This window comes from Pantoea sp. A4 (assembly GCF_000295955.2).
In the GTDB taxonomy this organism is placed as follows: Bacteria; Pseudomonadota; Gammaproteobacteria; order Enterobacterales; family Enterobacteriaceae; genus Pantoea; species Pantoea multigeneris.
This window is the reverse complement of the sequence record NZ_ALXE01000039.1, coordinates 46625-65200: the sequence shown is the minus strand read 5'-3', so window position 1 is coordinate 65200 and position 18576 is coordinate 46625. Positions and strand designations below refer to the sequence as shown.

Sequence of the window (18576 nt, the reverse complement as noted above, 5' to 3'; positions counted from 1 at the left end):
GAAGTGCCTTTCCCGTTGTTCACACTAAATCCCCAACTGATGAACGGCCAGATTGATGGCCCCACCACCGGCAATCAGCCAGATAAACAATACCAGCCCAAGCAGCAGTGGGCGAACCCCGGCCTGTTTTAACTGGCTAAAGCGGGTAGTCAGCCCCAGTGCGGCCATTGCCATCGCCAGAATAATGTTGTCGGCCTGATTGATGTAGCTCAACCAGTGCGCGGGCAGCACGTTGAATGAGTTGAACAGGGCGACCAGAATAAACAGCAGGGCAAACCAGGGGAAAGTCACCGGCGTTTTCTTTCCGCCCGCCTGTGGCGCTGTCCGGCTAATTTGCATACCAATAAACAGCAGGAAAGGTGCCAGCATCATCACCCGCAGCATCTTGGCAATCACGGCGGTATTCTCCGCTTCAGGACTGATAGCGTGCCCAGCGGCAACGACTTGCGCCACTTCATGCATGGTGGAACCGGTATAGACACCAAACTGCGCAGCACTCATTGCCGGATAAACCTGTGCAACCTCATGCCAGATCAGTGGGTAAAGGAAGATAGCTGCAGTACCGAACAGTACCACGGTGGCAACGGCCACGGCGACCTTGGCAGGAGCGGCTTTAATCACCGGTTCAGTTGCCAATACTGCAGCGGCACCACAAATGCTGCTGCCTGCACCAATCAGCCAGACGGTATCGCGATCCAGCTTTAACCAGCGGCGACCCACCCAGCAAGCCAGCATAAAAGTACTGCTCAGCGTCAGGACATCAATAAGGATGCCGCTGATGCCTACATCCAGCACCTGCTGAAAGGTCAGGCGAAAACCGTATAAAATGATGCCAAGACGCAACAGCTTTTGCTTGGCGAAAATCACTCCACTATGACATTGCGGCTCGAAGCGCGGGTAAACGCTGTTACCTAGTACGATGCCAACGACAATCGCTAACGTCAGTGCGCCAAGACCCAGGTTGGCAATCCAGGGGATGTTTCCGGCGCCTGCCGCCAGAGTGGCAATCGCGAGAGTCAGCAAAATGCCGGGTAAGAAAGTCGTCACAGATGAGGTGTGACGCGGATAAGTGATGTCAGCCATAAAAGCCCCCTTGGTTGACAAGGAGAATGCCGCTTTTCTCTTTAAAAGAAAAACTGATTATATAGTTATGATTAATCGTTATAACAGGTAAGTGAGGGCGACAGGACGGAGCATTATGCTGTAGAGCCGTAGCAAACCGCACGCTTTCTGCTGGCACTTTCTGGCACAGTAAAAGTGTCTGGTGAATCAACAAGTTGTACCGTTAATTCACCATCCTACTCACCCGATTGAGAGAGAAAGTGATGAAGCCCGTTTTATTTACTGCCCAGCAGCAGCAGGATTTATCCCCGTGGGAACCGATCGCCTCACCGCTGAGTGAACCTTGTTCCACGCACCGTGCGGCCGAAACGGAGATCGCGCAGTATCCGGGTACCTCAATGGGGATCTGGGACTGCACACCAGGCATTTGGCGGCGGGGTTTGATGCAGCGGGAATACTGCTATTTCCTGTCAGGACACTGTTTCTTTACCCCTGACGGTGGTGAAACCCTCGAAATCAAAGCGGGGGATAGCATCTTTTTCCCACAGCAGACACACGGCACCTGGGATGTGCGTGAAACGGTCCGCAAGGCGTTCTTTATCATGGGCGATCAGCCGGTGTAAATCCCCCGGCTACCCGGTGCGGCGAGCCGGGTAGCCAAATGAAATTAATGGATTCCCCGGAGCGCACGCCTTACCTGGCGCAGTGAACGTAACCATCCGGAAGCCTGTTTTCTTGCGGCAGCACGCTGTGGGCATTCCAGTAAACGCTGAAGTGTCTGGCAGTAATCCATCACCAGACCTGGGGTCCAGGTCATTCCTTCTGCACGGCTGCGTATCAGGCTTAATAACCAGAAATCAGGCTTGAACACGGTGAGTAAACCATAGAGTCCGTACTTGCCCAGCAAGCCTTCGGTTGCCACATCCAACGCCTGAATCACACTGGTGGAACAGTTCCTCGAAGTCAGGTTGTAGTGCGTATCCGTGGCGTATTTCTCCCAGTAGTTACGCAGTGCTGCCTGATTGTAGTGGCTCAGGCTAATGCGGCGATCGGGGACACACCAGGAACGAATCTCCTGTTCCAGTGAAGGCTGCAAGCGGCCGGCAACATCAAACTCTTGCCGTGCGCGCAAGGTCTGTAAAAAACCTTTTAAATCCAGCTCAATATCATTTTCAGGATAGAGACTGATATAGATTTCGTTGCCCATGGCGAGCGAGGTATGGCCGGTAGACACCACGCCCCGGTGATCGATGGCGGCAACCCAACGATCAAACCACGGGCGACTTCCTGCAACATTCCCGGAGCCGGTGGGTGTCCAGATATACAGATTGAGTGGCTGTTGCGGTGCGCTGTCGTTGACATCCGGATGGCAATAATCGAGGCCATGGGGTTCACGTAACCCCTTGCTGGTAAACAGTTCCAGAGTGGCGACACTGCTTTGCACCGGCAGTCGGTGGATTTGCCACGCGACTTTAGTCAAATTCAGGCTCCATCCCAGCAGCAGGAAAATAAACATCACCGGAATCAAGATGTGATGCGGCACCGGCCAGTCAGTGATGATCATCGCGCAGAGCAAGAATTCACCGCAGCCGGTAGACATTTTTATCTGCCAGCGACGGCAGCGCATCAGCCCGCTGGAAATCACTCTGAATCCGCCATCCATGAGCAAAAGCAGGCTTAACAGCCAGGCGGCGCTCGGTCTGCCAAAGTGGGGCAGGAACAAAATGCCCGCGCCAGCCGTGATTAACAACAGGGATTTGCCCAGCGTCAGCCGGTTAGTGCCCGACAGTGCAGGCAACCCTTCGATCACACCCTGCATAAGGATGAAAAGTCCGGTCAGGGTAATGGGGGCGGAGAGCGTACCATGGCGGATAAGATCAGAGACGATCCCCCCGGCACCCGCCATACAACCAAGGGCAGCCAGCATCAGCCATGGCCATTTCGCCCGCAGTGCAGTACCACCTATTAACAGAAATAACAATCTCAGCAATTGAAATACCCCGACGAAGATTAAAACCCAACGTTGCTATTAGATATGTCACCCCCCGGTAGAAGTTCTTGCCACTGTGGGGATTTTTTCTCTTGTTGAATAATGGTTGAGTCAGGGAATGAATGTTAGCGCGTAGAGATTAAGTTTTTCTTAAGACGTCGGGCAGCCTTGATGAAAAAAATAATCGTATGGGATAATGAAAATGAATTAAAGTTATTGCGTAACAGGCATATACCGTTTAGCAACATATTATCGAAAAATAACGACAAAGCTTACGCAGAAATATTGAACTTTTTTACCCTGCCAGGGTTGATGGTGCAGCGAGTTATCGTCACGAGGGTGATGACCTGACTTCACAGACAGGTCATGCTGAAAGCCGTTTTTAAAATGCTTTTTCGAAGCAGTTAGAATACAGCATAGTGGTATACGGCGGATAAATCGCGATGCGGGAATAACCCTGTTTAAAATAAAATTTTACCGCTTCAGGCTGGCGATCGCCGGTTTGAAGAATAATTCTTCTGGCTTGTTTCTGAATCGCAAAGGCTTCAGCTGCGTGAATAAGCTGGCTCGCTACGTTCTTGCCTCTCACTTCTGGCGTAACAAAGAAATTTTTAATCTCCAGCTCGTTATCCAGCCTGCGGACCAGGATATGGCCTACGGGCTCGCCCTCTAACAAAGCCAGTGCAACAAATTCGACACTCTGCGGTTTTACATAAAACCCTTCCGGCAGCGGCTGAGTTTTTGATTCTCGATCGGCATAACGTGGGCCAATCTCTTCGACCATCTGGTTTCGTAGCCTTTGTGCATCTGTATCTTCGTAGGGGACCTGTTTCACTACCGTTGTGGGGGCCATGCTTACTCCTGTGGTACGTCGTTTCAACCTGATCGCCCTAAGCTATGAGATCCCACAGAGAAGAGAAGTGAGAAAAAGGCATTTGCTTTGCCGGATGACGCATTGAAGCGGTTTATTGTGCGCTTTCTCGCAATAAATATTTCCCGCCACGGTGAACTCTGTTATTTCGCGTTAGCGATACGTGTAATTATATTTCCAATCCCTTTCCTGGTGTGAATAAGTAAACGCCTGCTTACCTGCCCGCTGGTGGAATGCGGCCGGTGAAGCGGTGGACGGACTGGAACCCGGCAGGGCGACTCAAAGCCTCTTTTACCCCCGCACTCGTCGAAACACGTTACCGCTATTATCGCGCGGGACGTTACTGTGGCGAGGAAACCTGGCTGGAGGTGAGCGCGCTGGCGTGCACCGCGCGCGCAGGTGGTTGCCCACACCAGCCCTGCCGGTCGCATCACCACTTGATTCCTGGAAGGATGTTTTCACTTAGATGAGGATCGTACGCTTCTGAATCATCTGAATTATTTTAATTATTTGATGATACTGGCTGTTCACCCTCTTCAGCTAATAAGTCGTCAACCGCTGAATTATCGTCCTCATCTGTCACGCTTCCAGTAAATAAATCTTCAACGAAATCGCCTACCGGATCGTCTATTTCAGCTTCATAAATAGTGCCCAGCATACCTGACAGGGCTTGGCCCAATTGGGTGTTTATTACGGTTCCTAAACTAGCTGAGGTAGCTTCGTTGGGAGCAGCAGGTGACAGCATTTCAGCTCTGGCGTGAGAGTGAACAGGCGTACCAACTAGTTTACCCGGTAATTGTGTCCTGGCCGGAGAGATCACGGGGGGGCCTTGAGGAGGTAATTCTTCCCGGGCCCGAGAGATTACGGGAGGGCTTTGAGGAGGTAATTCTTCCCGTGCCCGAGAGACTTTTAAAGTAGAGCGAGAAGTTAATTTTGCCTTAGCCTGTGATCTTACTGACCCAGATTGCCTCCCGGTGCCCAACGAAGCAGGGTTCCTAATCGTACCTCTCGAGATAACACTTCCTGAATTACGAGGAAGTCCTGAGCTTACTGTTGATGTTGATGTTGATGTTGATGTTGATGTTGATGTTGGTTGGAGAGGATTCGATTGTAGATTTCTACCACCGGCCGATTGCAACAAATCACTTTTTGCACGTGATCTAACTATCTTTTCAATTGCTGATCTAATCTTAATGCCAAGTGAGGTGCTAAGCAGTTTTTGCAAACCCACATCAATTAGTTTTCCAGCTAAAAAACCAATGGCTTGCCCAATAAACCAGGCAAGTATCGCTACTTCCGCGGCATTCTTTTCAGCTAATGTATCAGCAGTGTAATAATTAATAATTTCGGGGACCAGTACCATTGCGGCGGCTGTAAAAAGTGCAGCCAACGGTAGAGTAGCATTTCCGGTAACTATACCTGCTGCGGCCAAAATAATGGCTATTACCTTGGCTAGAGAAGCGAGAATTTCTTTGATTTTATTAAAAAATACCTCACCTGATGTAACATAAGATGCACTAATGTCCATAGCGTTTTTATTGAAGGTGGAATCCATCAAATAAGACGACATTTCATCGAGATTAAATTTCTCGGTTGAAAATGAAACTACAGGTTTAAACCGTTTGGTTTTATTCATGGTGCCGTTTTGATACATGTACAAAGCATGTGGTGGGAGCTTAGGAGCTGTATCATAAACTAAATCAACCGAACCATAATAAATAGAAATATGCTCTTTAATGAGTTTTTTAACATCCTCTGTGAAAAAATGATTCGTTGCAGGCTCCTTTTTATCTCTGCCTTCTGTTTCATCTGTATAACTTACTGTTTGTCTCAGCGGGTTTTTTTTTCGATCAAACATTATGATTTTATTTTTGAGCAATGAAACCAGAACCATTCTGTTCTCACCCGATGACAAATCAGCTGGGATTGCCAGCAAGCCAGGAACTTCGAAATAATCCAAATCACTGATAGGATCTTCTATATTTCTTTTTTTAGACTCCTGATCAATATGGCTATATATCCATCCTCCTACTGGAGTCGCTTGTAACACTGACGCAACTATGGTCTTTGGTATGCCTATAACCATTTTTTTTGCAACACGTTTAGATCCATCGAGCAATTCTTTTGTTTTATTCTTCGCATAGGAATAATTTTTTATTAATTCAGTGACTTTATTTCTGGCATAGTCGTTATAAAAACCTCTATCGCTGCTGGGAATGTTGCTTACATCATCTTTGTAATCTTATTCAAAATTTATACCTTCAAGTGCATCTATTAATCCAGGTGTATTTTTTATATAATCAGGCCATGAAAACCCATTCATTTCACCTTTTCCACCGTGAGAATCTTCATAACCACTGTGCGTTGATCTCTTAAAAAAAAGATAATCAACAATAGTGATGCTTTTTGTATCCGAAGATGTTTTTATTTTGCCTGGTCGACTTATATGAGTGCCAACTAATCCACTTCTTGTAGGAGTAGAGTCATCTTCTTTATAATAATCTATTCTTAATGAGTATTTTGTTTTAAGATCTATAGTTCTGTTAAGATTAAATCTGCTTGCCACTTCATTTATCTTACTATGTAACCAAACAGGGGGGGAATAAAGTTGCGCCAGTCTTTTATTTCTCGTTAGATCATCAGATAATTTCTGCGTTGCTTCACTGACAAAACCTGATATTTCTGATTCAAAATCATCCACTTTTACATCTTTAGACAGGATTTCATTAGCCTCATCATAATCGGAAAGAGATTCACGATTCTGGTAAGCCAACTTTATTTCTTCTGGAATGTCGGGTCCCCATTTAACTTCAATTTTTGATACACTATCTTCACCGCCATACCATGCCCAGATTTTAAAACCAGGGGAAAGGACTTCTGCTAAAGAATGCTGTTTAGTTTTTTTTACTACAGTGTCACCTGCTTGACTAGATCTGAAAGTGTATTCAACGGGGATGATTTTCGATCCATCAATTCTTCCTGCATACTCCTCTTCAAGCCAAACATTGATATAGTCTGCAGCGACAAAACTCTCAGGCTGGTGTAATATTAATATACCAAGATTGATTCTGGATATTAATTTACTAAACTTGGTTCTGGCTTCTCTTAAGGCTTCAATGGCTTCATTAATTATTCTCAAATTATCTTTACTCATGTCTAAATCATCAGCAACATATTCTTTGTGAATTTTGTTAAAATTTCTTAAAGCCCTATGGTAATTTGCACCCGCTTTTGCTATATCGGAGTATGAAACCATCCATGCAGGTTCTTCATCATCTTCCTGCGTCTCAACAACTGGAGTGGTTGTTCTTGGCGTAATGATATCTACCTCGAAGGTTCCATCTTCAAGTTTGATAAGCCGAAGCGGCATAGCCAGAGTATCTTTCCCTAAAATAGAGTTATCTGCGGTATTATCCTGAGTGACGGGCTGCGCTAATTGCTTAGTCAGTTCGATCGCAATTTTTTCTAATTTAAAAATATTATATTCCATTCCATGTATTTTAGAGATAGAGTCTAAATTTTTAATGTGCTCATCACTCAAATTATTTATTTTACTCATGACGTTGTTTAAAATAATCCTTATCGGAAGGTGCCTGTTCATCAGAACATCTCGCCTCCTGTTAAGATTATTTTCTTGTTTTGCGTATCGCCACCAAAGTAGCCCGCCAATACCTGTGGGAACAATTAATGCAGCTCCAATTTTCTCTGGCGTTTTGAACCACCTGTTTTCATGTTCTTTTGTTTCCTCCCTTATCCTTTCTATTTCTTCACGTTTTGCAACGCCTGGATTTATCACATATTTACCTTCCTCATTAATATACGAAGAATCTAAAATATCCTTACCCCCAGGTGCTGCCCGAACTATCTGTGCCAACCCGCCTGTTCTTGCAAGCTGTGCTGCTTGCTCATTTTCTCGAGCTTCTTCTGCACTATCAGACTCATATCGAATATTCGCAGGTTTATTCACGCCAGTAATTGCATCTTTTATTTTGTTTCCTGTTCTTAATGCTAACCGCCCCCCCAGCAGAGTCGCCGATAGAACGCCACTTGCCAGCGTAACTCCGCGTGCAATATTTCTCTTACGTTTAACAGACGCAAGTTCGCGGATTACTTCGGCACGTGCTTCTTCAAGATTTTCCAGCGTGATATTCTGCAGGAAATTCTCTTCACTACTTCCCGACATGAAATATGCTGCGACTCCCAGTCCTGTGCCGAAGGCGACGCTGCCAGCGGTAAGACCAACTATTGCTTTTTGATCGTAAGAAAGATCATTCCATCTTTCTTTGGTTTTAGTTGCCGTAGTCCGGACCTTATCTCCCGCAACCTGAAGAATACGGCTGCTTTTTTCTGACGCAGCCGCTAACAATTCCGCGCCAGATTGGCCAGCTTCGTGCAGGCGCTGATTCATCTCATGGGTGACATAGTTGAGGACCCTGTGCGCACTGATTGCTTTTGCTTCAACCTGAGCTTTTAGCTGTTTCTCCAGCGCTTGCCATTTCTTGTCCAGCTGTTGCTCACGCCATTTACTCTCTTCCATTAGCAGAGGCTGAGATTCACGACTTTTATTCAAGCTTTGTTGCCATTGCTTAAAATTGAAGCCGGGTAAAGAAAAATCTGGTACGGGTGCAGGGGCAAGCTCAAACGTGCCGTAGGCCGTTTTTCGCCCCTTCTCTGCAACAGACATAGTGGGTAATTCAGGTCTGGTTTCTTTGTCAGGCCGATCGTCTGCCAATGCAGCTTCAACACTCTGTTCCATTGCCTGGAAGCTAAATCCAAGCAATTTCTCGGCAATCATGGCCTGGGTTTTGCGAACCTCCTCGGCATCTCCTCCCGCCTGACCATTCAACAAGGCTGCAAGTCTGGCTCCCCAGCCAAGCGCACTTTCACCCGCTTGCATGGCAGGTAGTTCTTTACTGTGATCGTAAATGCGGCGCAATAGAGGGATGAGTTCGACAAACTGCTGCAGAAAACGAAAGCGCTGTTGCGGGAATTTTTCCATCATCCAGGCCAGTTTTTCCTGTACACTTTCAATATCAGATTCCTGGCCACCTCGGCGGCACGCTTGCCAGAGTTTTATCATCAAGCCGATTTTGGTCATCTGTTCGAAAAGGATGATCATAGGATTATCAGCACCGAATTGTTGAATATATTCCGCGACTTCCTCCATCCAGCGGTCATTGTTTAACAGGCCTTTTTCTACCAGTGAATTAAGTACCTGCACTGTCATTCGTATGGTTGTACCAAATACAGGAATATCGGCCAGAGCCCGATTAAGTGGTGAATCGGGCTTATGCAGTGTGTTGTTTAGCGAGGATATGGCAAATTTTGGAATATCCTTGAAATCAATATCTTTTAACTGGTTGATAAAATCACTGTTCCACGCAGCATAGGCTAACTGAGATGCTAAGACTATTTTCCAGCCAACCAGGCGCAGGCCCTTACGAAAAATAAAGCTACCCGCCTGCCAGTAATCAAGGGTATTGAGAGAATTCAGAACGAATTTGCGCCATGTTTGATCATTCTCACCGCGAATAACCTCGAACATATTGTTTATAATTTTTCCTGTTGATGTATCGGGCGTGAGATAGCTGCCGGTATACTCCAGTATTTTTAACGTACCATTGGTGAGTTCTGAATGGGGGCCAGATGGATCGCTTAACGCCTCAAGAAATTGTGGGCGCGTCAGCCGCTGTACCAGATCTATGCTTCCCCAAATCTGCCCCGCATTCTCATCCACCAGGCTCATCTCTTTACTCACCAACCCAGAAATACGCAGGGAAGATGAGAGCTCAGGAGCATTTGCTTTCAAAAGAGGTTCAATTTCTTTTAGTACATCGGGTTGTGAGGCCATATTAATAAAAAGAGACAATGCATCAGAGGGACTATTGTTTTTTAATGCAATGCCAATTGCGGTGATATTGCCACTAAGCCAGAGTTGGGATTCTGATAAATTATTTCCACCATCTTTTAATATTTCAAGATATTCATTAATCCTGTCATAGGAACGTTTTAATTCTTCTATCATACCAGAAACGCTACCTGGTAATAAATTTTGTTCAAGTAATAGGCCAAGTATCGCTTTTGGATCATGTGCAGGGGCCTTATGCAACTGTAGGAGTATTTTTCCGAAATGGCGTAGTTTCGTTAAATCTTCATGCCAGCGTTCAATATTAGAGGTGTTCATCGTTACTGAGACAACATTTAATAGCTGCTCACTCAGATCCATCACCTTATCGAAACGCTCAAGTAATGATGAACCACCCAATCGCTTACCAACGCGCAGTACTTCATCCAGTCTTAAAAATAATTCAACGGCATTACTGGCTGGACTGGCCCAGAGTGTGTGCGATTCCTTATCAGCTAACTCTTTTACGGCCTTGAGTTTTTCAGCAACAGGCTTAGTACTGGCGAGTATACTACGAATTTTCTCTCGATCTTGTGCTACACTAACCCAGCTGCCTAGAAAATGCTTTTCTAAATGTACAAGCCATTGATTGGCGATACCGTTAATAAAGAAACTTAATGTATTTGTCAGCGCCTGATGCATTGGGTTATTTGGTATGTTTGGTGCATCAGCTACGGCTTTAAATGAAAAATGTGACGTATTTTGGCCTTCATGTTTATTTGTGTTTTCCGAATTTTCTTTCGCAGAGATATAAGAATGCTCAGACATGATTGGCTCCTGGTGACGGATTTTATGAGGGCAACCTTGAAAAGGTTATAATAAATAAAACGCTTCCTGTTGCTGGGGGTTATTTAATGTGTAAAAATTTCAGATTTAAATAATCATTAGCACAATGAAGATTTTTTGAATGAAAATAGGTGGTTTCAGAATAATTGTATGCATTGCGTGTTCTGGACCAACGTGAACACAGATTCTCCCCCTGATACGCCCGGTAAAAATGTTATATTCCGGCATCTACCTGAGCCACGGCGGCCATAATATGAGGTCGTCTGGCTTCTATCGACATCCGCAGTATACAATCTATCAGGAACAGGGAGCCCGGACTGTTCATCCATCGCATAGCTCATGAGGTTCGTTTCTCCTGAGGAGGCATAGGGTCAGTAGTTTTTAGGTACAGTATGACGGTCTGTATCTATAGAATAGTAAATAGTACAGAAGACGCAAATCGTGGGTCTACTTTTTCGGATAGTGGCGCGTGTATCGTTAGAACGAAAGCGAGTACCTCCGGCGATTCGTGACAGGTCTGCTCCTCAGAACGTTATTGTCCTGCCTTAGCATTTCATTTTCAGCCGCCTCTATCCGGGCCAGATTCTCCCTGAATAAATCCTTCTTTTCATGAGTGTTGCTTTTTGCAGTAGCCATAACGCCCAGCGTGTTGAGTGCAGTTGTACCCGAGACGGAAAACATTTCCAGGGCGAATTTTGTTGACTCAACCCGGATTGTGCGATGCCGACGAGAGCACCAATACCTGGTGACGAATGACGTCTGATGCAAAAAGCAATCTATAAAACCCTCGATAAAAATCATGTCCGCAGGTTAGCTGCCATGCTGATGTTGCATCGGGGCGCTCGCGTAGGTGACGTTGCCAGAACGCTCTGTTGTGCCCGCTCCTCTGCCGGCCACTGGATTAACTGGTTGATTACTCTGTCAGGTATTGATGGACTCAAATCCTTGTCCGCAGGCCGCTCTCGACGCTGGCCTTTTGAGCAGAGCTGCACACTTTTACTTGAACTGATAAAACACACTCTAATGACACAATAACCCGCAATGAAAAACAGCAGGATTTATTTTGCATATTGATTTCTAAAGCAACCAAATAAATTGACAGGAGTCCAGTGGTAAATGAAACCCTCATATTTTCATTTTATTTATTTACTTTAATTAAATTGATGATTATATTCTTGGTGCTTAATTTACCTTTCCACAAGGACAGGCTGGCAGATTCCGTTTTAATGTCAGCTGTGGCTGCATTTGTTTAAAGTTTCCTGTTGAAGATGTGAAAATCAACAGACTTGTTCTGGAGCGCAATATGGATGGCGTTTTTTATTATTTCTTACTCACCGTGATTATCATCAATATAGCGCCAGGGCCAGCAATGCTCTATGTGCTAAACCAGTCGGTCAAATTTGGCATAGGTAAAGGCCTTAAGGCGGCGGCTGGCGTTGAAGTTGGCGTATTTTTTTATGTGATCTGCGTAAGCTTTGGTTTAGTGGTGTTTTTTAACCACTTCCCACTGGTTTTTCAGGCAATAAAAATAGTCGGTGCTGTGTATCTGATCTGGCTGGCTGTGGCGTCCTGGCCGAAACTTTAAATAAAACGATGACGACAGAGGAAGTCAAAACCGATCAGGATGCAAGGCATGTTTTCAGCAAAGGCTTGCTGATCAATTTAACCAACCCAAAAATTGGTCTGTTCTTTGTCAGTTTGCTGCCGCAGTTTATCCCGGCTAATGCCAGCCCAGCCTGGATGTATTTACTGGCGTATGGGCTGGTGTTTAATCTTGGCGGAATCATTGTGAATTCTGCAGTAGGAATGCTTGGCTTAAAGATGAAATCCTTGATGAACCGTGCAGGCTGGTTTGACTATGTTCCACCGGTTCTGTTTATGATCATTGCCGCGATCACCATTGGAAAAATGTTCCTCTGAAACGAACAGGGATACGCAGCAAACTGGGGATAGCCCTGCATTTGCAGGGCATTAATGCCCGCTGTGCAATGCAGGATCTCTCCGACTGCTGCGGTAGAAACTAAGCTTGCTCCGCCAGCAGTTTTGCCATTTGGCTCTCTTCAATCAGTGCAACCAGCCCCTGAATTTTCAACGCCGCTTCTGTACCCAACTCGGTAAGTGAATACTCCACATGGGGCGGCACGGTGTGCATCGATTTGCGAATCAACATGCCATCGCCTTCCAGTGACTGCAACGTTTGCGACAGCATACGCTCACTCACTCCCTCTATTTCCCGGCGAATTTCACTAAAACGGTGTTTGCCAGAGAGCAGCACTAACATGATCAGCACACCCCAGCGGCTGCTGAGGTGTTGTAAGACTTTCCGGGAAGGGCAGCCCGCTGCCAGCACATTGCAGCGTTCGAATTGTGCTGCGCCTTCAGCACTCTTATTCAGTTTTTTTGTTGTAGTCATTCAATCACTAACCTTTTTGTAAGTACTTACTAAAAGTAATTTAGGCAACTATAGTAACTGAAACCCGTCGAAACAACATTACGAGGATCGGATGATGACAATTGCAATTACCGGTGCGACTGGCCAACTGGGCCGTTTGGTCGTGGAAAAACTGAAACAGAAAGTGGCGAGTAGTGAGATCGTCGCGTTAGTGCGCGATCCGGCAAAAGCTGCGGATCTGGGTGTGGCGGCACGTGCATTTGATTACAGTAAGGCTGAGGGGCTGGATGCAGCGCTGCAAGGGGTTGATACCCTGCTACTGATTTCGGGCAATGAAATTGGTCAGCGTGCGGTGCAACACGCCAATGTGATCGAAGCGGCCAAAAAAGCCGGTGTAAAGCATTTCGTTTATACCAGCCTGTTACGTGCGGACAGCTCTCCTCTGAGCCTGGCACCAGAACATGCGCAAACCGAACAGGCAATTAAAGCCTCTGGTCTGGACTACACTATTCTAAGAAATGGCTGGTACACCGAGAACTATACCGCTTCCGTGGGGCCAGCCCTGGGACTAGGTGCGCTCTATGGCAGCGCAGGGGAGGGTAAGATCTCATCGGCAGCACGCGCTGACTATGCGGAAGCGGCAGCCGTGGTGCTCACCAGTGCGGGCCATCAGGGTAAGACCTATGAACTGGCGGGCGATGCGTCCTATACCTTAAGCGAGCTGGCAGCTGAAATCTCGGCGCAGAGTGGTAAAACCATCCCTTACACCAATCTCCCGGAAGCGGATTATGCCGCAGCCTTGAAGCAGGCAGGTTTGCCTGACTTCTTCGCCGAGGCGATTGCCTCATGGGATACCGGCGCTTCACACAATGCGCTGTTTGATGAAGATCATCAGCTTTCCCGACTGATTGGTCGTCCTACTACGCCATTAAAAGCGAGCGTGAAGGCGGCACTGTAGCCAACATGGGTAGCCTGACAAAGCCTCCGCAAGGAGGCTTTGTCCATTCTGATGTGTGAAGAATCAGGGTTGGTTGATATTTGTACTGTTTTATCATTTTGCGCTTTTTCTGCGAAAACCACACAAAAGTAACGATATTTATTAACAAAAATGTTTTGTTACCGGTATCATTTGTGAGGTTAATCACGTAATAACCTCCAACTTCTCACACCAGGCTCCCGATGAAACAACGAATAACGACAAATTCTACTGCTGCATCAAAAAATGGAACCGGTTCCACCCGAAGAGAGTTCCTGCTTGCTGCCGCCGGATTAACGCTCACTGGCGCACTCACTGCGCTGCCGGGCCGCGCTTTTGCCGCCAGCGTCACCAGTGGTCGTGATGCGCTTCGCGACTTTATTTCCGTATCACACTCCATCACTGAACATCAGCACCTGGATGTTGAACTGGGTGCGCGTTTCTTCACCGGTTTTACGGAGAGTGATGCACATTTCGCGGAACGTGTAGGCCAGTTAGCTCGTCTGATCCAACCCGGCGATAGCGCCGAGCAGCTGATGGATCGTGCCCGAGCTGCTGGGTTGGGTGATTTTCTCTCTGCCATTGTCACCGCCTGGTATACCGGCACGATTGGCAATGATTATCACGGCAAGCTCATCGCCTATAAGCAGGCATTGATGTATCAGCCGGTCAGTGATGGACTCATCGTTCCGACCTACTGCGGCAACGGGCCTTTGTGGTGGACACAACCGCTGCCGGATGACAACAACTCGCTGATTTCTTCTCTCTAACACACAGATACTAATAATGAATAAACAACCTGTTTTTACTGCTCAGGGTGATGCTGAGGCAGATATTGTGGTCGTCGGTTCGGGCATTGTCGGCGGTATGGTGGCAAATGAACTGGTGAGCCAGGGCTATTCGGTGCTGGTTCTGGAAGCGGGCTTGCGTATTGAGCGCGCGCAGGCAGTAGAAAACTGGCGTAACATGCCGTTTGCCAATCGCGCGGGTTCGGATTTCCAGGGGCTTTATCCTCAGTCGAAATTCGCCCCAGCACCGCTTTACTTCCCACCGAACAACTATGTCAACGTCACCGGGCCAAGCGCCGGGAGTTTCCAGCAGGGTTACCTGCGCACGGTAGGGGGCACCACCTGGCACTGGGCGGCCTCCTGCTGGCGTCATCACCCCAGTGATTTCGTCATGCAGTCAAAATACGGCGTGGGACGCGACTGGCCTATCGCCTATGAGGAGCTGGAACCCTGGTACTGCCGTGCTGAAAATGAAATTGGCGTCGCCGGGCCAAACGACCCTGTTCGTCAATCTCCTGCCCAGCGCAGTCAGCCGTATCCGATGGACATGGTGCCGTTCGGTCATGGCGACAACTATTTTGCCAGCGTGGTGAATCCCCATGGTTACAACCTGGTGCCGATCCCACAGGGCCGCAGCACGCGCCCATGGGAAGGTCGCCCTACCTGCTGTGGCAACAATAACTGCCAGCCCATTTGCCCGATTGGCGCCATGTATAACGGCATCCACCATGTTGAGCGCGCAGAACGCGCAGGTGCGGTGGTACTGGCAGAGGCGGTGGTCTACAAAATGGACACGGATGACAACAACCGTATCACTGCGGTTCACTGGCTCGACAGCTCTGGCGCATCACATAAGGCGACGGCGAAAGCCTTTGCGCTGGCCTGCAACGGTATCGAAACGCCACGTTTGCTGCTGATGGCAGCGAATAAAGCTAACCCCAACGGGATTGCCAACGGCTCGGATATGGTTGGCCGTAACATGATGGATCACTCTGGCTTCCACTGCTCATTCCTGACCGAAGAGCCGGTATGGCTGGGACGCGGGCCGGCACAAAGCAGTTGCATGGTCGGTTTCCGGGACGGTGATTTCCGTCGTGACTACTCTGCGAACAAAGTGATCCTGAACAATATTTCCCGCGTGGTGCCTGCCACACAACAGGCGTTGAAAAAAGGCCTGGTGGGCAAAGCGCTGGATGAAGAGATTCGTTATCGTGCCACCCACGGCGTGGATCTCTCCATCAGTCTTGAACCTCTGCCAGACCCGGAGAACCGCCTGACCTTAAGCAGTACCCGTAAAGATCCCCACGGTTTACCTTGCCCGGATATTCACTACGACGTGGGTGACTACGTGCGCAAAGGTGCGGAAGCCTGCCATACGCAGCTGGAACACATTGGTCAGCTGTTTAATGCCAAAGAGTTCAACATCACCACGGCGCTCAACGCCAACAACCACATTATGGGCGGCGTGATTATGGGCAAAAGCGGTAAGGATGCGGTGGTTGATGGCAATTGTCGTGCCTTCGACCATGAAAATCTGTGGCTGCCGGGCGGTGGCGCAATCCCATCTGCTAGCGTGGTGAACAGTACGCTGACCATGGCTGCGCTGGCATTAAAAGCGGCACATGATATGAGCCTGCGTATGAAGGAGTTCGCATGAAAAACCTACTTGCGGGCTTCGTAGCCGCCACGCTGACATTCGGTGTGCAGGCGGAAGCGTTAGACAGCCATCTGTTACAACAGGGTGAAGCGGTGGCTATCGCTTCAGACTGTCAGGCATGCCATACCGCGCCGGGCAGCAAAAGCGCCTTTAGCGGCGGTTACGGCATTGCCTCGCCGATGGGGGTGATTTACTCAACCAACATCACTCCCGCTGCGGCCGGGATCGGGCGCTACAGCGAAGCGGAGTTCTCTGCCGCCGTGCGCCATGGCGTGCGTGCAGATGGCGCGAACCTTTACCCGGCGATGCCGTATACCTCCTACAGCAAAATGACCGATGCCGATCTCCATGCGCTCTATTACTACTTCATGCATGGGGTAAAGCCGGTTGATGAGGCGAATCAGCAAACCGACTTGCCATTCCCGTTCAACCTGCGCTTTAGCATGGGGATGTGGAATGTGATGTTTGCGGACAGCAAGGTATATCAAAACGATGCCAGCCAAAGCGCCGAGTGGAACCGAGGCAACTATCTGGTCAACGGCTTGGCTCACTGTAATACCTGCCATACGCCACGTGGTTTGTTAATGCAGGAGAAAAACGATCAGCCGCTGGCTGGCAGTCCGCTGGGCAGTTGGTACGCGCCAAACATCACCTCCGATAAAGTGAGTGGAATTGGTGGCTGGAGCGATGATGAGCTGGTGCAGTATCTGAAAACTGGCCGAGCCGCAGGTAAGAATCAGGCTGCCGGGGGAATGGCAGAAGCGGTAGAGCACAGCTTGCAATATCTGCCAGAAAGCGATCTGCGTGCCATTGCCGTCTACCTGAAAAGCACTAAGCCGATCCGTACCGAGGGAGAGACGCAGCCAGCCTTTAATTACGGTGCGCCAATGGATGTGGAAAACAGCGTACGCGGCAGAAATCCGAATAATGCCAATCAGTCTCTGACCAATGGCGCGGCGTTATTCAGCGGTAACTGCGCCAGTTGCCACCAGCCGGATGGATCTGGCAGTGCGAACCAGGCCTATCCGTCGTTGTTCCATAACACTGCCACCGGAATGAGTAATCCCAATAACCTGATTGCGGCGATTCTGTTTGGCGTGCAGCGCGATACTGCCGACCATCAGGTATTGATGCCTGGGTTCAGTTCACCTTCTTATGTCGGGCAACTGACCGATCAGCAGGTGGCGGACATCAGTAACTTTGTCCTGGCCCATTACGGCAATCCAGACGTCAAGGTACAAGCCGGGGATGTGGCCTGGGTGCGTAAAGGCGGTCATCCACCGCTGCTGGCGCAGGCGCAACCATGGATCTTGCCGGGCGGCATTGCGGCGCTGGTGATTGTGTTACTGGTGGCTGGATTCTGGCTGCGACGTCGTCGCCCGCGTTAATGAAACTGGCCCCGCGTGATCTGCGGGGCCGGGTCAGGCGCTATTTCAGTAGCGCCTGATTGATTTTCACCACGATTTTACGCAGCGGCTGGGCCACGCTCAGGGTACACATGGGACGATGCAGTTCTAACGGGAAGATAATCGCCAGCTCACCCCGTTGCAGATGCACCAGCGTTTCGCTATCAATGCTGTGGCAAAAACCTAAGTCTTTGCTCTCATCAAAAGGTTCGATCAAGCTGCGGGTAAGGGCTGAAGTGCCGGTGCCAATGATCTCTTCACCGGTTAATACCAGATGGATGTCGATGTACTTATGATGAAATTCGGGTTGTTGCAGATTGATATCCCGCGTTTCAGTTTCCATCACGCTGAAAAATATTTCATCACCATCAATCGGATATTTACCAGGTGGAAGTTCATCGGGCTGTCTTAGCTGAATTTGCTGCAATGTCTGGCGAATAATGGCCGGATAAAGAGGGTTTTCCAGTGCATGCTGTAAGGCATCAATAATCATAATGTCTCCATGTTAAACCGCTGCGCAGATACATTGCGCTTAAAACGCTGAAGGATGGGTACACTCTGACAAATTTTGTGCCGGGGAAAATGTGACGCACGTCACTTATTGCCATGTTACTTCACGGCGTTACTTCTGCTGTGATCGACTGCACCCGTCCGGCATAAGATTGCACAGAACCCCGCGATTTCAATAATTTATTTTTCACCCAATCCCGCGCATAATAGCGCGATGTTATTGCCGTCTGGCG

14 protein-coding genes and 1 pseudogene are annotated in these 18576 nt (G+C 48.3%); 8 read left to right on the top strand and 7 right to left on the bottom strand.

The window, feature by feature from the left end; all coding sequences use genetic code 11:
• Window positions 1-24: 24 nt before the first annotated feature.
• Window positions 25-1083, bottom strand: a complete 1059-nt coding sequence (locus B880_RS0117045; RefSeq protein WP_017348659.1) for a YeiH family protein — start codon at window positions 1081-1083, stop codon at window positions 25-27.
• A 242-nt stretch (window positions 1084-1325) separates the two neighbouring features.
• Here B880_RS0117045 and B880_RS0117040 point away from each other — a divergent pair, with 242 nt between their 5' ends.
• Window positions 1326-1685: a cupin domain-containing protein gene (locus B880_RS0117040; protein ID WP_017348658.1), complete on the top strand. Its 360-nt coding sequence runs from the start codon at window positions 1326-1328 to the stop codon at window positions 1683-1685.
• 44 nt (window positions 1686-1729) lie between these two features.
• On the opposite strand, the gene B880_RS25190 is transcribed toward B880_RS0117040, so the two are convergent.
• The 4 genes from B880_RS25190 to B880_RS0117015 all read right to left on the bottom strand — a co-directional run bounded on the left by B880_RS25190 (window position 1730) and on the right by B880_RS0117015 (window position 10596).
• Window positions 1730-3052: a hypothetical protein gene (locus tag B880_RS25190; protein WP_051005710.1), complete on the bottom strand. Its 1323-nt coding sequence runs from the start codon at window positions 3050-3052 to the stop codon at window positions 1730-1732.
• A gap of 382 nt (window positions 3053-3434) precedes the next feature.
• On the bottom strand, window positions 3435-3905 hold the full coding sequence (locus tag B880_RS0117025) for a GNAT family N-acetyltransferase (protein WP_017348655.1): 471 nt from the start codon (window positions 3903-3905) through the stop codon (window positions 3435-3437).
• Between the two features lie 520 nt (window positions 3906-4425).
• Window positions 4426-5973, bottom strand: coding sequence for a hypothetical protein (locus B880_RS0117020; protein ID WP_157060578.1), 1548 nt, complete (start codon window positions 5971-5973; stop codon window positions 4426-4428).
• A 192-nt stretch (window positions 5974-6165) separates the two neighbouring features.
• Window positions 6166-10596: a hypothetical protein gene (locus B880_RS0117015; RefSeq protein WP_017348653.1), complete on the bottom strand. Its 4431-nt coding sequence runs from the start codon at window positions 10594-10596 to the stop codon at window positions 6166-6168.
• Window positions 10597-11376: 780 nt separating this feature from the next.
• Between B880_RS0117015 and B880_RS26175 the strand changes: the two are divergent.
• The 3 genes and pseudogenes from B880_RS26175 to B880_RS26950 all read left to right on the top strand — a co-directional run.
• Window positions 11377-11634: pseudogene (locus tag B880_RS26175) on the top strand (helix-turn-helix domain-containing protein); the annotation flags it as partial.
• A 283-nt stretch (window positions 11635-11917) separates the two neighbouring features.
• Complete coding sequence (locus B880_RS26955; RefSeq protein WP_202813429.1) at window positions 11918-12199, top strand: LysE family translocator; 282 nt, start codon at window positions 11918-11920, stop codon at window positions 12197-12199.
• A gap of 8 nt (window positions 12200-12207) precedes the next feature.
• Window positions 12208-12534 carry a LysE family translocator gene (locus tag B880_RS26950; protein ID WP_202813428.1) on the top strand — a complete coding sequence of 109 codons (327 nt, stop codon included), beginning with the start codon at window positions 12208-12210 and terminating at the stop codon, window positions 12532-12534.
• A 100-nt stretch (window positions 12535-12634) separates the two neighbouring features.
• Here B880_RS26950 and B880_RS0116995 read toward each other — a convergent pair whose 3' ends face one another.
• Window positions 12635-13027, bottom strand: a complete 393-nt coding sequence (locus tag B880_RS0116995; RefSeq protein ID WP_017348651.1) for a winged helix-turn-helix transcriptional regulator — start codon at window positions 13025-13027, stop codon at window positions 12635-12637.
• A gap of 94 nt (window positions 13028-13121) precedes the next feature.
• Between B880_RS0116995 and B880_RS0116990 the strand changes: the two genes are divergently transcribed.
• The 4 genes from B880_RS0116990 (at window position 13122) to B880_RS0116975 (ending at window position 17815) form a co-directional block, all read left to right on the top strand.
• On the top strand, window positions 13122-13964 hold the full coding sequence (locus B880_RS0116990; protein ID WP_017348650.1) for an SDR family oxidoreductase: 843 nt from the start codon (window positions 13122-13124) through the stop codon (window positions 13962-13964).
• A 221-nt stretch (window positions 13965-14185) separates the two neighbouring features.
• Window positions 14186-14752 (top strand): sugar dehydrogenase complex small subunit, encoded by a 567-nt coding sequence (locus B880_RS0116985; RefSeq protein ID WP_017348649.1) that lies wholly within the window; start codon window positions 14186-14188, stop codon window positions 14750-14752.
• A 16-nt stretch (window positions 14753-14768) separates the two neighbouring features.
• The gene (locus B880_RS0116980; protein ID WP_017348648.1) at window positions 14769-16427 is read left to right on the top strand and encodes a GMC family oxidoreductase; all 1659 of its coding nucleotides are present in this window, start codon (window positions 14769-14771) and stop codon (window positions 16425-16427) included.
• On the top strand, window positions 16424-17815 hold the full coding sequence (locus B880_RS0116975; protein WP_017348647.1) for a cytochrome c: 1392 nt from the start codon (window positions 16424-16426) through the stop codon (window positions 17813-17815). The genes B880_RS0116980 and B880_RS0116975 overlap by 4 nt, the downstream gene beginning before the upstream one ends.
• A gap of 40 nt (window positions 17816-17855) precedes the next feature.
• Here the strand turns inward: B880_RS0116975 and B880_RS0116970 are convergent, their stop codons facing one another.
• Complete coding sequence (locus B880_RS0116970) at window positions 17856-18326, bottom strand: YhcH/YjgK/YiaL family protein (RefSeq protein ID WP_017348646.1); 471 nt, start codon at window positions 18324-18326, stop codon at window positions 17856-17858.
• Between the last annotated feature and the right edge of the window lie 250 nt (window positions 18327-18576).